Annotated in this window: 11 protein-coding genes; 6 read left to right on the plus strand and 5 right to left on the minus strand. The window is 40.1% G+C overall.

Annotated elements, in window-relative coordinates; translation table 11 throughout:
* Nucleotides 1-140 precede the first annotated feature (140 nt).
* The 3 genes from ACVBDU_RS05320 to trmB all read right to left on the minus strand — a co-directional run bounded on the left by ACVBDU_RS05320 (nucleotide 141) and on the right by trmB (nucleotide 1,994).
* The gene (locus tag ACVBDU_RS05320; RefSeq protein ID WP_447178725.1) at nucleotides 141-497 is read right to left on the minus strand and encodes an MGMT family protein; all 357 of its coding nucleotides are present in this window, start codon (nucleotides 495-497) and stop codon (nucleotides 141-143) included.
* A 122-nt stretch (nucleotides 498-619) separates the two neighbouring features.
* A complete protein-coding gene (locus tag ACVBDU_RS05325) occupies nucleotides 620-1,261 on the minus strand; it encodes a LysE family transporter (RefSeq protein WP_447178726.1) in 642 nt (213 codons plus the stop codon).
* 61 nt (nucleotides 1,262-1,322) lie between these two features.
* The gene (gene trmB / locus ACVBDU_RS05330) at nucleotides 1,323-1,994 is read right to left on the minus strand and encodes a tRNA (guanosine(46)-N7)-methyltransferase TrmB (RefSeq protein WP_447178727.1); all 672 of its coding nucleotides are present in this window, start codon (nucleotides 1,992-1,994) and stop codon (nucleotides 1,323-1,325) included.
* A 70-nt stretch (nucleotides 1,995-2,064) separates the two neighbouring features.
* Here trmB and ACVBDU_RS05335 point away from each other — a divergent pair, with 70 nt between their 5' ends.
* Nucleotides 2,065-3,144: a glycosyltransferase gene (locus ACVBDU_RS05335; protein ID WP_447178728.1), complete on the plus strand. Its 1,080-nt coding sequence runs from the start codon at nucleotides 2,065-2,067 to the stop codon at nucleotides 3,142-3,144.
* 200 nt (nucleotides 3,145-3,344) lie between these two features.
* On the opposite strand, the gene ACVBDU_RS05340 is transcribed toward ACVBDU_RS05335, so the two are convergent.
* Together ACVBDU_RS05340 and ACVBDU_RS05345 are read right to left on the minus strand one after the other, a co-directional pair.
* Nucleotides 3,345-4,427 carry a sensor histidine kinase gene (locus ACVBDU_RS05340; RefSeq protein WP_447178729.1) on the minus strand — a complete coding sequence of 361 codons (1,083 nt, stop codon included), beginning with the start codon at nucleotides 4,425-4,427 and terminating at the stop codon, nucleotides 3,345-3,347.
* A gap of 267 nt (nucleotides 4,428-4,694) precedes the next feature.
* A complete protein-coding gene (locus tag ACVBDU_RS05345) occupies nucleotides 4,695-5,381 on the minus strand; it encodes a response regulator transcription factor (RefSeq protein WP_447178730.1) in 687 nt (228 codons plus the stop codon).
* Nucleotides 5,382-5,566: 185 nt separating this feature from the next.
* Here ACVBDU_RS05345 and ACVBDU_RS05350 point away from each other — a divergent pair, with 185 nt between their 5' ends.
* The 5 genes from ACVBDU_RS05350 (at nucleotide 5,567) to ACVBDU_RS05370 (ending at nucleotide 15,066) form a co-directional block, all read left to right on the plus strand.
* Complete coding sequence (locus tag ACVBDU_RS05350; RefSeq protein WP_447178731.1) at nucleotides 5,567-8,350, plus strand: TonB-dependent receptor; 2,784 nt, start codon at nucleotides 5,567-5,569, stop codon at nucleotides 8,348-8,350.
* A 38-nt stretch (nucleotides 8,351-8,388) separates the two neighbouring features.
* The gene (locus ACVBDU_RS05355; RefSeq protein WP_447178732.1) at nucleotides 8,389-10,329 is read left to right on the plus strand and encodes a beta-helix domain-containing protein; all 1,941 of its coding nucleotides are present in this window, start codon (nucleotides 8,389-8,391) and stop codon (nucleotides 10,327-10,329) included.
* A gap of 245 nt (nucleotides 10,330-10,574) precedes the next feature.
* Nucleotides 10,575-12,023: a T9SS type A sorting domain-containing protein gene (locus tag ACVBDU_RS05360; RefSeq protein WP_447178733.1), complete on the plus strand. Its 1,449-nt coding sequence runs from the start codon at nucleotides 10,575-10,577 to the stop codon at nucleotides 12,021-12,023.
* A 23-nt stretch (nucleotides 12,024-12,046) separates the two neighbouring features.
* On the plus strand, nucleotides 12,047-14,497 hold the full coding sequence (locus ACVBDU_RS05365; RefSeq protein WP_447178734.1) for a hypothetical protein: 2,451 nt from the start codon (nucleotides 12,047-12,049) through the stop codon (nucleotides 14,495-14,497).
* Between the two features lie 11 nt (nucleotides 14,498-14,508).
* A complete protein-coding gene (locus ACVBDU_RS05370) occupies nucleotides 14,509-15,066 on the plus strand; it encodes a hypothetical protein (protein WP_447178735.1) in 558 nt (185 codons plus the stop codon).
* The last annotated feature ends 301 nt before the right edge of the window (nucleotides 15,067-15,367 follow it).

The following is a 15,367-nucleotide window of genomic DNA, read 5'->3' on the forward strand; positions in this document are numbered from 1 at the left end:
TTCATTCTAAATTACAAAGATAAGGTTTCGCTTCCATATTTTAAAACCTTTGTATAGAAATACTCAATCCGCAGATAGGTATCGTTTATTTCAAATCAGCGCCTCAATCTTTTTAACTTTTGCCGATTTCTTCCCGGTCTTTATTCTTTCTCCCCGTTACCCCGGTCGAGTTCTTCGAAGGGGTCCCAGAAGATTTCCCGGAAGTTCTTTATTTCACTGTCTTCAACCTCGACACCTTCGTTTTCCAGGAGTTGTTGCATGAGGTTAGTCCCCTCAAAATGGTGTTTTCCCGTGAGTATTCCCTTCCGGTTAACCACGCGGTGTGCCGGAACGTCTTCCCTGCCGTTGCAGGCATTCATAGCCCAACCGACCATACGTGCGGAACGTGCGGTGCCGAGGTACCGGGCTATAGCTCCGTAGGACGTAACCCTTCCGTACGGGATTTTCCTGGCTACGGCATATACTTTTTCAAAAAAGTTTTCGTTTTCACGGTTCATGAAAATACTTTCTGGTTTCAACCGGTTTGTTCTTCAGGGGTGACACCCCCTCTGCCTTTGGCATCTCCCCCTCAAGGGGGAGAAATTATGCATCCTTTTAACTTCATTATCTAATTAGCACATCAGCCGACCTCAAATTCACTGTAAAAGATACGGATCAGCGTTATAATTACCAAAATCAGCATTAATCCGCTGAGTATATAATCGGAATACTTGGTAAACCTTCCTTTGCGCTGTAGTTTGTTAAAATACACTACATACATATAAAGCGTAGCAAAGGTGCCAAGCCCGGCAGCCAGGATAAAAATAAGAATGTCCATCACCTGGAACTTAATCCACCCGGAAACATTCCAGGCCGCATTAAGACCACAAAAATACGGAATGGGCAAGAGGTTCACCGAAGATAACAACATGCCCTTAAAGAAACTCTTTCGCTTACTAACATAGGCGGACCGTATTTTCTTTTCTTTCCTCTTTCTCCCGATTACAAAAAAATAGATGGCAAAAAAGGCAAATACGATCACCGCCACTTTAAGCAATATATCTATAATGTGCGGGTTCCTGTACAGGTATTTAGATACAAGCACTCCTATATAAGCCTGTCCTATGACGATCAGGGATGCCCCGACAGAAAACAAAATACCATTTATCCTGCCTTTTAATGCACTTGTCTTTGCTGCCGTCATATTTACCAGTCCCGGGAGCATAACGCCCATAGAGGCCGCGGAAAATGTGGCGAAAAAAAGAATTACTGCATGTGTCATTTTCGGTTGGTTATTTTTTCGGGATCTTTAATGTTCCCCCTTAATTTAACTCCGGAAGGTTTCAGATCCTGAATTTTATATATGTTATCGGTTTTTGCTGCTCAAGATACTGTTTTTCGTAGAAAGTCTGTATACCGGTCACTTCTTCCGGCGTATATTCGTTGTTGTACACGTCGTGGTGTGCATACAGTATTTCATAGCCAGATCCGTGAAGTAATCCCAGGGTGTAACCATGCATGAACTCACTGTCTGTCTTGAGATGTATAACCCCGTTTTCCTTTAAGATCCTTTTGTACTTCGCGAGAAAATCCGAATTGGTTAGCCGGTGTTTTGTCCTTTTGTATTTGATCTGCGGATCGGGGAAGGTTATCCATATCTCGTCTACTTCTTCTTTGTCAAAAAAAAGATCGATAAGTTCTATCTGGGTTCGCAAAAAAGCTACATTACCGAGGTTTCCCTCCAGGGCGGTTTTTGCTCCTCTCCAGAAACGGGCTCCTTTAATGTCCACTCCTATAAAATTTTTATCCGGATACTTATGTGCGAGACTGACGGCATATTCGCCTTTTCCACACCCTAGTTCCAGTACTACGGGATTTTCGTTTTTAAAAAACCCGGATCTCCACTTTCCTTTCAGGGGGAAACCTCCGGAAATTATCTCGTCCCTCTCCGGTTGTATAACATTGGAAAATGTTTCGTTCTCCTGAAATCGCTTTAGCTTGTTTTTGCTACCCACAACAATTATTTAATTTTTTGGCAAAATTAAGGAAATATTTATCTGTTTGAGAAATCCTTATTTTGCAAGTATGAATAACCGTATACTTGTTGCCCCTCTTAACTGGGGCCTGGGGCATGCCACCAGGTGTATTCCCGTAATACGGGCGCTACAGAAAAACGGCTTTTGCCCCGTTATAGCTTCCGACGGCATTGCCCTGGAACTGCTGAAAAAAGAATTCCCGGAACTGGAAAGCATTTACCTGCCTTCCTACCAAATAGAATATGCCAGGGAAGGAAAGTTCTTTAAACTTAAAATGATATGGGACTCGCCCAAAATGGTAAAAGCTATTGCCCGGGAAAAAAAGCTGGTAAAGAAGATCATCCGCGAGCGAAAGATAGACGGTATTATCTCCGATAACCGCCTTGGAGTATACCATAAAAGTGTCCCTTCCGTGTTTATAACACATCAGCTCAACGTGCTTACGGGGAGTACTTCCTGGCTCAGTTCCCGTGTACACCGTAAATTCATCCGTAAATTCGACCAGTGCTGGGTTCCGGATGTAGCGGGAAAGCCCAACCTCAGCGGAAAACTCGGGCACATGAAAAAAGAATCCATCCCCGTAAAATATATCGGTCCCCTCAGCAGGTTACATAAAAAGGAACTGGATATCCGTTATGATCTCGCCATTATTCTCTCCGGACCGGAACCGCAACGCACTTTACTGGAAAATAAACTGGTCAGGGAAATCGGAGATTACAAGGGCACTATTCTTTTTGTAAGAGGAGAAGTGGAAGCAACGCAACACATAGAGAAAAAAGATAATATCATCATATATAACTTTATGCGGTCCGAAGAGCTGGAAACCGCACTGAACCAAAGTGCTATGGTCCTTTCCAGATCGGGTTACACTACTATCATGGACCTGGTAAACCTGGAAAAAAAGGCGTTCTTTATTCCTACCCCGGGGCAGTACGAACAGGAGTACCTGGCAAAACGCCTGCATAAAAAAGGTATGGTCCCTTACGCCAGGCAAAAAGATTTCCGGATACAAATGCTTTCGGAAGTAGAAAAATACAGTGGTCTGCCGGAACTGCCGGTAAACAACTTTGATTTTTCCGAATTGTTCGAACTGTTTACATCTCCGAAGGAAAATTTTGAAGTTTTATAGAGAACTCGTCGTTCAGAAAGTATAATCAGGGATCAAGTGTAAAAGTTTTGGAATTACGGGTTACAGGTTGTAATTAATCACATTTTATACCCGGAAAAGTTTATTCTTCCACATTGCCACGAGCGTTGTTTAAGCTTCAGCACCAACTCCGCAACTAAAAAACTCCCGGGCTGGCTACATCAGATTGAAATATGCCCCGTCTATTTTTCAGGTACTGCCTGCGGTATTTCTACTTTTTCCAGCGTAAAGGAAAATTCGGAACCGATACCAAAAACGCTTTCCACGTATATTTTTTCGTTATGCGCTTCCATAATATGTTTTACTATGGAAAGCCCCAGACCGGAGCCTCCTTCTTTCCTGCTTCCGCTCTTATCTACCCGGAAAAACCGCTCAAACAACCTGGGAATATGCTGTTTTTCGATCCCCTCTCCGTTATCCGTAACCCGGACAATTACTTTGTTCTTTATCAGGTTTTCAATGCTCACTTCCGTGGTACCATCCGGCTTGCCGTATTTTATGGAATTGACCACCAGGTTTGTAACTACTTGCTGAATACGTTCTTTGTCGGCATGTACCATGATCGGGTCTTCATATCCCATGTCAAAAGTGAGGGTTATGTTCTTTTTGGCCGCTTTCATTTCCAGCAGGTCAAAAGAATTTTCCACCACTTCTATGATATTAAACACCTCGTAATCGAGGTGCAGGTCCCCTACCTCCAGCTTGGTTATCATATCCAGATCACGGACAATGTATATCAGCCGTTCCACGCCCTTAGCCGCCCTTTGCAGGTACTTTTTCCGGATAGCCTTATCTTTAATGGCTCCGTCCAGCAGGGTAAGAATATACCCCTGTACGGTAAAAAGCGGTGTTTTCAGTTCGTGCGATACGTTCCCTATAAATTCTTTACGGTAAGTTTCCCTTACCTTCAGGGTTTCGATCTCCAGTTTCTTGCCCTGGGCAAACTTCTCGATCTCCCTGGTAAGTGTTGCCATATCGGTAGTTATAGGCTGCTGGTGAAAAGATGTGGACTCCAGGAGAGAAACATCATCATAGATCTTTTTTACCCTTTTATAGATAAACCGTTCTACCCGGAACTGAATAATAAAGAAACAGAAAAGAAAATTGGCTGAAACAAAAGTGATTAATACTTTCCAATAGATATCAGCAGTCTCCGGAGCAGAAAACAAATAGAGTAATAAGGCGACAAAAGCACCGGAAATCATAGTGATATACAAGGAAGAACGCAGTGCAAACTTATAGGATTTCTTTAATTTTGTCGGCATATCACAGGATTGTTCGTTTCTTTCACACAAAGAAACGGAAAAAATATGGTTTGATTTTAAGCCGGTTGCGGGGTACCGGTTGCCGATGGAAAAAAGGTAAATTTTATGTAGCCTCCGGATAGTAAAAGTACTATTGGGACACACGGATATCCCTCCTGCCTTCCGCATCTCCCCCTCCTGGGGGAGAGATTATACATCTATTAAATTTTACTTTTTGCCTTGGATCTCTTACTTTTTAACGCATGATCACATTATCGAATTGACACATTACAGTACGAACTTATACCCCACTCCCTTTACCGTATTAAAGTGGCCATCCCCGATCTTTTCACGAAGTTTACGGATATGGACATCAATAGTACGGCCACCGACAATAACCTCGTTACCCCATACTTTATCCAGTATCTCTTCGCGTTTAAAGACTTTACCCGGCCGGGAAGCAAGAAGGGACAACAGCTCAAATTCTTTACGGGGCAATATGATCTCATTGCCTTTTTGCACTATCTTGTACTCATCCCTGTTAATGGTTATGTCACCAACCTTCACTAATGTTTCCTCCGGTTCCTGCTGTTCTTTTAACCGGCGTAAAAGCGCTTTTACCTTACTTATCAGCACTTTCGGCTTAATGGGTTTGGTAATGTAGTCATCCGCTCCCGCATCAAAACCCGCTACCTGCGAGTAATCTTCTCCACGGGCCGTAAGGAAAGTTATTACGGTATTAGAAAGTTCAGGTATTTTACGAAGCTGTTCGCACGCTTCAATACCATCCATTTCGGGCATCATCACATCCAGGATAACCAGGTGCGGTCGCTCTTTTTTGGCCTTTGCTATGGCTTCAATACCATTGCCTGCCGTAGATACGTTAAATCCTTCCGTAGAAAGGTTATAACCGACAATTTCCAGAATGTCCGGTTCGTCATCTACCAGTAAAATCCGGATGTCTCTTTTTTTCATTTGAATGTTAATTTACGTGGTGTTAGTCATGCCAAAAGTAAAGATAATATTAAAAAATTAAAGCGATTAACATTCTTTTAATCTGGTAACATAAACCTAACATGAAAGTTACATACATTTAATTTGCACATAACATCACCTTTACAAAGCCCCCCTTTCTTTGCGGCATAATTCAAGATACACAGATGAAAAACTTTTTAGTATTAGCAGTTCTTTTATTTACTACTGTTTGTATGGCGCAGGAAAAAGGCTCGGTTATCGGTAAAATCACCGATAAAGAGATGAATAATGATGCGCTTCCATTCGCAAACGTTCTTATCAAAGGTACAACAAAAGGCACCACTACAGATATGGATGGTTTGTATGAAATAGCCGGTCTGGATGAGGGGATATACACCATAGTGGTGAGTTTTATCGGCTATGAAACCCTGGAAATTCCTAATGTAAATGTAGAAGCCGGTAAAGTCACCGAAGTAAATACAGGATTAGGTGCAGGGAGCATGGCTTTAGATGAAGTGGTTATTACAACTACAGCAAGGAGAGATTCTGAAGTAGCACTGCTGCTTGAACAGAAAAAAGCAATTGAAATAAAGGAAAGTATAGGGGCCCAGCAACTTACCAAATTAGGAGTTTCCGATGCGGCCACAGCTACAACCAAGATATCCGGAGTTACCAGTAGCGAAGCATCCGGAGATATTTTTGTAAGAGGTTTGGGAGACAGATATCTGGTAACTACATTGAACGGATTACCTATTCCGTCAGATGACGTTGAGCGAAAAAATATTGATTTAAGTTTATTCTCTACAAGAGTTATCCAAAACGTAAGTATCAGTAAAACCTATTCTACACAAACATCCGCAGATGAAGCTTCCGGAGCCATAGATATTACCTCCCGAGAACTCGTTGGTGATGAGGAATACAGTATAGGTGTCAGAGCAGGAATAAACACGAATGTGATGAAAGATGGCATTTTTGATAATTTCAAAGCCTCTCCAAATAACGACGATGTGACCCTGGGTTTCTACTCTCAGAATGCTTCAACACAACAGCTTATTACGGGACAAAGTTGGAACACTCAAAAACGTGATGCTCCCATAGACTACCGCTATACAGTTACAGCTGGTAAAAGGATAGGTGAAAAGTTTAAATTATTCTTCACCGGTTCGCAATCTGCATCGAACACCTACAGAGAAGGACTCTTTAAAGAATTCAGATCAGGTTTTATCAGGGATTCATTAACAGATGCTGTAACATATTCCAGAACTGTTAACACAACAGGATTACTGGACTTATCCTACCAGGTAAATAATAATCACAAGATTAAATTCAATACCCTGCTCATAAACAAATTGACAGATAACGTATTTGAAGGTGGACGTAACGGTCTTGGCTATGTTTATGAGGAAACCGATACAAATGAAGGACTTTCTCAGTTCATACGGGACCAAAACATTAAACAAACAACCCTTTGGGTTAATCAATTGATGGGAAAACATTACCTGTCCGAAAAAAACCAACTCGATTGGGCATTAGGATATAATATCGTAAATGCAGATGAGCCTAACCGAATTAGAAATGAAGTTAATTTCAACGAAGACCTGGTACAACTAGGTAGAATGGGGGGCTTTCAACAACGAAAGTCCAAACAGGAAATCGACGATAAAGATATTAACGGGCTGATAAAAGATGTTATTTCATTTGTCAATGAAGAGGATAAAAAATATATTCTGAGCATCGGGGCCAATTACCGGAATAAGCAACGGGATTTCTTTTCTCAGTTTTTTGGAGTAGAAGAACAAAGAACAAATACCATAAACCCATCTTCAATAGACGACATTTCCAGTATCATTACACAAGAAAATTTTGATAATGATTTATTGAAATTAAATGAGCTAGAAGCCGACACTTATGAGGGTAAACTACAATCCGTTGCAGGATTTGTCAATTTTAATGCCGGTTTTAAAAAACTTAATGTCAATGTGGGTATGAGATATCAAAATGATGACATCGAGGTCAATTATGATGTTGGTAATATCCCGGGGAGAATCGGAAAATCTGAGGAGTCTTATAACAATCTTTACCCCAGTATTAATCTTAAATATAGTATTAATGACAAGCATAGTGTTCGCCTTGCGGCCAGCAAGACGATCACATTGCCCGAGTTTAAAGAACTTGCTCCTTTCGAATATGTATCTCCAACAGGACAGATCACAAGAGGTAATCCGGACATAGAAGCCTCCACAAATTACAATTATGATATAAAATGGGAATTCTTCCCTACAACGGGGCAGCTTGTTTCCCTCACAGGATTCTATAAAAACATACAAGACCCTATAAACAAGGTGCAGGACAGGGGTGCAGCCGGTGTTTTTTCTTTCTTCAATTCAGGGGAAGAAGCAAAGGTTTACGGTTTAGAGCTTGAAACCAGAGTGGACCTTATCAAATCAGAAATAGAAGATGCCGGTTTTGATCTTAACCTTAACCTTAATGCTACCAGGATGTGGCACAAACAGGATCTAAAAGAAATATATAATGAAAACGGTGATTTCGTAAGAACATTTCGTTATAAGGGACTGACTGAAACAGAATTACAAGGCGCTTCGGATTGGATATTTAACGGCTCACTTAATTTCACAACCAAATCTGAGAATCCGTTTGATGCCACAATAACTGCAAATTATGCTTCAGATAAAATATTTGCTTTAGGTGCTCCGGAAATTCAAACACAAAGCGAGACGCAATACAATGATGCCATTATGGAAGAAGGTTTTGTTATTCTGGATGCTGTATTGAGCAAAAAATTAAATGACCATTGGGGACTGAGATTAATGGGAAAGAACCTGCTTAACCCGGAAATCAAAAGAACTCAAAAGGTAAAACCGGCTAACACCGGTATTGAAAGAAAAGAAACTGTTAGATCCTACTCCAATGGTTCTGTTATCAGCCTTGGTGTTAATTATACTTTTTAGACTTTAAAAACCTTTCTTAATCCTTTAATTGAACAATTATGAAAAACACAATGATCAAAATTTCAGTATTCTTTACTGTTCTTTGTGCCCTTATCATTACTAGCTGTAGCAGTGATGACGATTCTCCGGGGCCCGATCCGGAACCACAACCAGACAGCGAACTTCAGGGAGAAATAACTGAAGACCTTACACTGGATTCCACAGTTGATTATAGTCTGGCCGGTTCCTTAAATGTTAAATCCGGTGCTACTTTAACAATTCCCGCGGGAACAAGAATTACTGCCGAAACGGGTGCAAATATATTCATCGCAGTTGAAAAAGGTGCGCAAATTGATGTCCAGGGAACTGAATCAAACCCCGTAGTAATGACCTCCGGAAATGAAAGTCCCGGTGATTGGGGAGGACTCCTCCTTTGTGGTAATGCTACTACAACAGAAGGTATTGATGCAACTGCAGAGGTTGGAGGTTTGATATACGGTGGTACAGATGACGCGGATAATTCAGGCTCTATTAAATACCTTATCATCAACTATGCCGGAGCACAAATAAACCCAGACTCCCAGTATAACGGACTATCCCTTTATGCCGTAGGTTCCGGGACTACTATTGAAAATGTAGGTATATTAAATGGTACTGATGATGGTGTAGAATTTTTTGGAGGTACGGTTTCCGCAAAAAATATCTACCTGGAAAACAATGAAGACGATGCCGTAGACTGGACAGAAGGATGGAATGGTACTGTAGATAATACTTATGTTTTACACACTATAGAAGGTTTTTCTACAGTTGTAGAAGCTGATAAAGCTAATAACAATCCTAAATTCAACAACTTTACTGCGGTTTCCTCTACCGGTGGTACGGCTCTTCAATTTAAGTTACAATCAGGGGCTACTTTCACAGGATTATCCCTTAGCGGATATACCACCACAATAGATATGGTAGATGACGGTCCATTATCTAATGTGCAAATTGAAGGTGAAGATGCTGATCCTTTAAAAAGCTACACTACAGATCCTACTGTTGACATAGAAATGTTTGCCTGGGTAAGTTCCAACGCTTCCATAAGCGAGGATATACTTCAGGGAGTTGTAGAAGGCGAAGTAACGCTTGATCCTTCCGTATCTTATACATTAAACTCTTCATATATTGTCCAGGATGGAGGAAAACTTATTATACCTGCAGGAACCAAGATCACAGCGAATGCAGAAAGTACAGCGGTTTACATTGCTGTCCTTAAAGGTGGTAAGATCGACATTCAGGGAACTCCCGAAAATCCGGTAGTTATGGCTTCTGCTGATGGAAATCCCGGTGACTGGGGAGGGTTAACCCTCTGTGGTAATGCTACTACAACAGAAGGAATTGATGCCGTGGCAGAAATCGGAGGTTTTGTGTATGGAGGAACTGATGATGCCGATAGTTCAGGTAGCATCAAAAACCTGGTAATTATAGGTACGGGAGCAAAAATCAACTCCGAATCTGAATACAATGGTGTTTCTTTCTACGCCGTAGGTTCTGAAACTATAGTTGAGAATATTGCTGTGATCAATGGTGCGGATGACGGTGTAGAATTCTTTGGAGGTACGGTTTCAGCAACCAATTTATACCTGGAGAATAACGAAGATGATGCTGTGGACTGGACCGAAGGCTGGAACGGAACCGTAACCAACACTTATGTTTCTCATACTATTGAAGGCTTCTCCACTGCTGTTGAGGCTGATGGGGTTAATAATAATCCTAAACTGATTAACTACACCGCGGTATCTTCTACCGGCGGAACAGCACTTCAGTTTAAGAAACAGTCGGGCGCGACCATAACCAATATTTACCTGGAAGGGTATAGCACCAATGTGGAAATGATCGATAGCGGAGCCTTGTCTAATGTTCAAATAGACGGCGTTGATGCCACGACCACTGCTTCTTACGATACCGGTACTAAGGTAGATATTTCTACCTGGGGATGGAAAGATATAAGTCTGTAAAAAACAGCAAACATTCTAAATATCATGTATAAACCCTGGTTAATTCCAGGGTTTATGTTTTTATAAAATTAGGCAGATTAAGGCAACGTCTTAAAAATAAAGATTTCATAACAAAAAATAAACAATTTCTAAAGAATCATTTTCTAAGTTTAGACATAATATCTCTTACTTTCTTATACTAAAGGTTCGGTTAATCCCCCTTCATTGGGTTTTTAGTGCGGGCAAGTATGGTTTAAACTTAATCTATGGAAAAACATCTACTCCTAACCGTACGGGGGATTCTTATTTTTTTACTTTCAATACATACTGGGAATTCTCAACAAAACAGTCCTGATTGTGAAAGAACATTAGAAGTCGCGCAGGATTACCTTTCTCAATTTAATCATCTCCGGGAATCCCTGGTGGAGCAAATAGGAAAGTCTGTAGCGAACTGCTATTCCGATAACCCTGCTTCCTATTATGTCAGGGGAATGCTTGCCTTACACCAGGCTCCCGGTACAAACCCGGACCATGCCTTTACTGACATCAAAACAGCCGCATCACAAGGTCATAAAAACGCAGCTTATATACTGGCAACCTTATACAAGGATGGTATAGGGTGTGTACAGGATTTCAGTCAGGCTCTTTATTGGTTTGAACAAGCGGCCAACCTGGGAAGTCATCGCGGGGCATATGGCGTGGGATATTTGTATATGAAGGGCTTGGGAAGTGTGCCACAAAATTATAGCAAAGCCATCTCCTGGTTTGAAAAAAGCGACTATCCCATGGCAAGACATTGGCTCGGGGTATGCTATTACTTCGGATACGGGGTTGAAAAAAATGAAAGCCGGGCCGTTGAAATATTGCGGAACAATAAAATTTTAAACAGCCATACCCTTGTAGACCAGATCATATCCAAAAAGACAGATTCTGTAAATAAGGTCGCTACAACTCCTCATATTAATACTACGTTGCCCAGCAGGATCGCCCAGCTATTAAAAAAAAGACCGGGGTATGAAACCGTACACGATTTAAGTTCGATGTCCGGTAAATATACAGGCACATTCATAGAGTACGATTGGTCAGGAGAACATATAAAACGGGTACTTCCGGCAGAACTATTACCCGATGAAGAAGGATATAACAATGGAATGGCATATACCCTTACCATCGGAGAGCAGGAAATTCAGCCGGAAGCCTCTATAAAAAATCATACCGCTTATTTAAAGAATGCCGGGTTAAAGCTACACCGGTTGTACACTGACCATCCTGGCCAAAAGACTTTAAATTATAGCCTTTCTTCCATTTCTTTCTCTGAGGTTGAAATTGAGGGTATCCCTTATGTAACAGGCAGTATGAACAGCATAATAACAGAATGGAATGAGCCGGGTCCCCCCATTTTCCTGATACTCCAAAATGAGGAACAAAAAAAGGCTCGGGAAGCATCTTTGGGACAGGAAAGATTTATAAAAATATATCCCAATCCATTGGAGACTGAAACGCTGATCCAGGTAGAATTAGAAGAAGCATCTGCTGTTCACATTGACCTCTATGATTTATCCGGCACACGACGCAGTGTCATTACATCTCATACCTACCAAAAACCGGGCAAACAGTTGTATCCGTTTAACGGGGCCACCCTTCCTCCCGGAATATATATCATTCGTGTACGTGTGGGTAGTCACTCAGTATCCAAAATGGTCATTAAAAAATAACCTACCAGAAAATCATTGCCATTGTGAAAAAAATATACCAAACCTTTATACCAGGTATACTATTAAGTTTAGTATCTCTACATGTCTATCCGCAATACGAACAATATTCCATAAGCACTGAAAGTAGCGAAGGAAACCTCGGGTGTTATTGTTTTTATTACGATGATTATAACCGGTTTATGGATGCTCTTGCCGCATTAGCGGCGGCAGAAAGAGAAGCCTGGCTCCGTGAACGGGAAGGAATACTCAAAGAGGAGATGGAAAACCGGTTAAACAAACAATTCGGTTCTTTCCGAGAAGCACAAAAAGAGTATTTTAAGCATTTTGAAGGAATCCAGCGATCATTGTCTTACATCTCCGATTACCGTTCCTCAATCAGCACCAGTAAAAAACGTCATGAGATAAGAATGGATGAGGAATACAGAGTATACAAGATATTTGATTTACGTGGAGAAGACCTTTTACGCTTTTCTAACGGACAACTTATCTTATATGATTTCGGTGATCTGGAATATAATGGAATCCGCATTGAAGATACTCCTTATCATGATGTTCGGGCATTATCATCGGTCAATTATGAGCACTACGAAGGCTGGGCCCGTCTTTATGAGAGTGAATGGGCCCGTCTTATCAAACTCGACAAAGTGTTGGATGATGAACAATTGGCATACTATATTGCAGATCGTTATATAAACCATTATGAAGATCACAATCTTGAAGACAAAATAACATTAATGGCCAAATACCTGATATGGCATTATGGAGGGGCACAAGGCCCCGTAATTGAGACCGAGCCGGATTTTTATCAAAATGGCGACTATATGCCCGTTTTAAAAGATATGGTATCCGATACCGACTTGTCTTCTTACCCGATTGCGGAGGAACCGGACATAAGCATGCTGGAATTGAAAAGGGAGTTTGCCCTTGACCGAATGGATACGGGAGTGGCAGATTTTATAAGGTCTCATGAAAATCTGCGAATTCTAATGGGAGAATATTGGGATACGCACGAATTTGACCGGGCTTCCCTGGATTTTGTGGAAGATTTTTTCTGGAAATATCTTAACAACGGACTTTTTCTTCCGGATTGGGAGGCCTACCGTACTAATACCGTAAGCATACAAAACGAAGACCGTCCCGAACAAGTATTTAGGGCCTTTTACTCCGGAAGCCGCCCAATTTACGGTTTTTCAAAAATCCTTAAATTTTTTTCAGGGATAGGCGAGCGGGATAATTTTGAGGGACAAATTATACGTGATTTAACTACAGCGAATAAATATACTATTCCTGCCAGTATTACCAGTGAAGAATTGGGCAAGGTTTTTGATTTTGATTATACCGGGAATACTTTAAAGATTGTGTTTTCTGCCGATGCAAGAGAACGTATTATAAATTTAAGACATGGAGACTATGAATACGGGTGGGATTTATTCACAGACCCTTTTAAAATTAAGCTACTTAAGGAATTGGCAAAAGGTAATGTTGTAGATTTTAGGGATACGGCACTCATGGAGGAGTTTTTTGAAGTGAGGGAAGAGATACCTACGGCCAAGTTTGAAAGATATAGAGAATTGAATGAGCTCATTAAATACAATCCATGGGTTCTCATACAGGACTGTGCTCAACAAAATGGACTTGATATTGCTAATTATCAGGATTTATATAATCATACTATTCCTAAAGTTTGTGAAGACAGGTTAAATGTTTTAGGCTCCGGTTTTAAAAACCAACCCATTAAGGAGGGAAATGCAGCAGCAGCCAATATTGATTATTACAGTGTAGAAATCACTTCCCTTCCTGATTTTAATAATGATGGCTCTCCTGATTTAGAAGAAGGCATTTTTCAGGAGTTTAGAAAATCCTTTTTAGAATTGGTTAGTGGCGAAAAGAATGATTTTAAGTTTAGTTGTGATATACCTGGTAGTTCAACAGATATAGGACATATCAAATGGGAGTTTTTGCCTTATTTTCAATCTGATGTAGATTTGTGGAATTCAACACAAAATCCATTGACAACAATCATTGGTATAGATGCAGGGTCTAACAATGTACTCCTAAATTTAACATCTGATTTAGGGGCTATTATGATTTCTAAATATACTTCAAATTACTGGATTGGCTCTACAGTTGTTACTCCTGAAAGTGGTAGCCAGCCATTCTCAGGTAATAGGCAATGGGGTTGGTTAATTAACCAAAATGGAAATATAGAATTTTATACTCGCGCCGTGGACGTAGCTAAAGTATCAAAAATGATTAGGGTATTGTCATTAGGAAGTGATCCATGTCAAGAGGATACCTATTATAATGTAGCCGAAGCCACTTGGTTAAATTTGCAAAAGGAAGTAAAACAATGGATTTTGGATAATGGGGGGCAAGCCAAAATTATTCCTAAAACAGCTATACGTGTAGATAAAGATAAGTTAAAGGACTTGTTAGAAAACAATGAAACAATAGACCAAATTCCTTGTAATTAATAATAAAATTTATGAAAAACACAGCAATACTCTTTAAAGTTATAGTCGCACCTATTCTATGCTTCTTATGCCTTATTTTTATTATTAATGACCTATTTTACTACCCCTTATCTTTTGGATTGATTATTGGGCTTGTTAATTGGGATATTCACAAATTTAAACCGATTATTGGAGTTTTCCTTAGTTTACTAATCTCCTATATAACTTTCTTTATGGCCTATTATAGCCTGGTCGTTACTCAAAGAACATTTGAGTTTTTGGGTGAAGATTCAGGGAAAATCCTTGCCGTTATAACTTCGGCATTTATTATAGCACCATTATTAGTGTTTTTTGCTTATAAATTCATTTTTCATATTCCTAAAACTAACTTTACATTTCTAATAATTATAAGTTCAGTAGTTATATTAGTCTTAGGTTTTTTATATTTTATGAATTATTTGGATTCTTTGCCAGAGAGGAGGGATTTAAACAAACCTATTTTAAATCAATATTCTCTATGGCAAATAATTATGGCTTTAGCAATTCAATTAATAATTTATCAAAAGCAAGTATTTAAGCTTAAAAACTAGAAGAAATAATAGGTAATATAGACCAGATCATTGAAGACTGGATTTCCTGATTTTCATGTTTTTGTCCTTGTATTTACGTTATAAAGGTATTCCTTTTACGTTCCAAACGTATAGTTTTAGGGTAAAGACGTATAATTTTATGTCAGGGGACGTATCCGTTTAGGTTTCGGACCTGAAATTTTACGTCCTAAGACGTAAAAAAATACGTTCCGGACATATTCGTTGGCTTCCGGAACGTATAAAAGATATCTTTTTAATGAAACAGTACCTTATAATACCCAAATAAGCCCCCTTCTCTGCT

The organism is Sinomicrobium endophyticum (assembly GCF_052983315.1).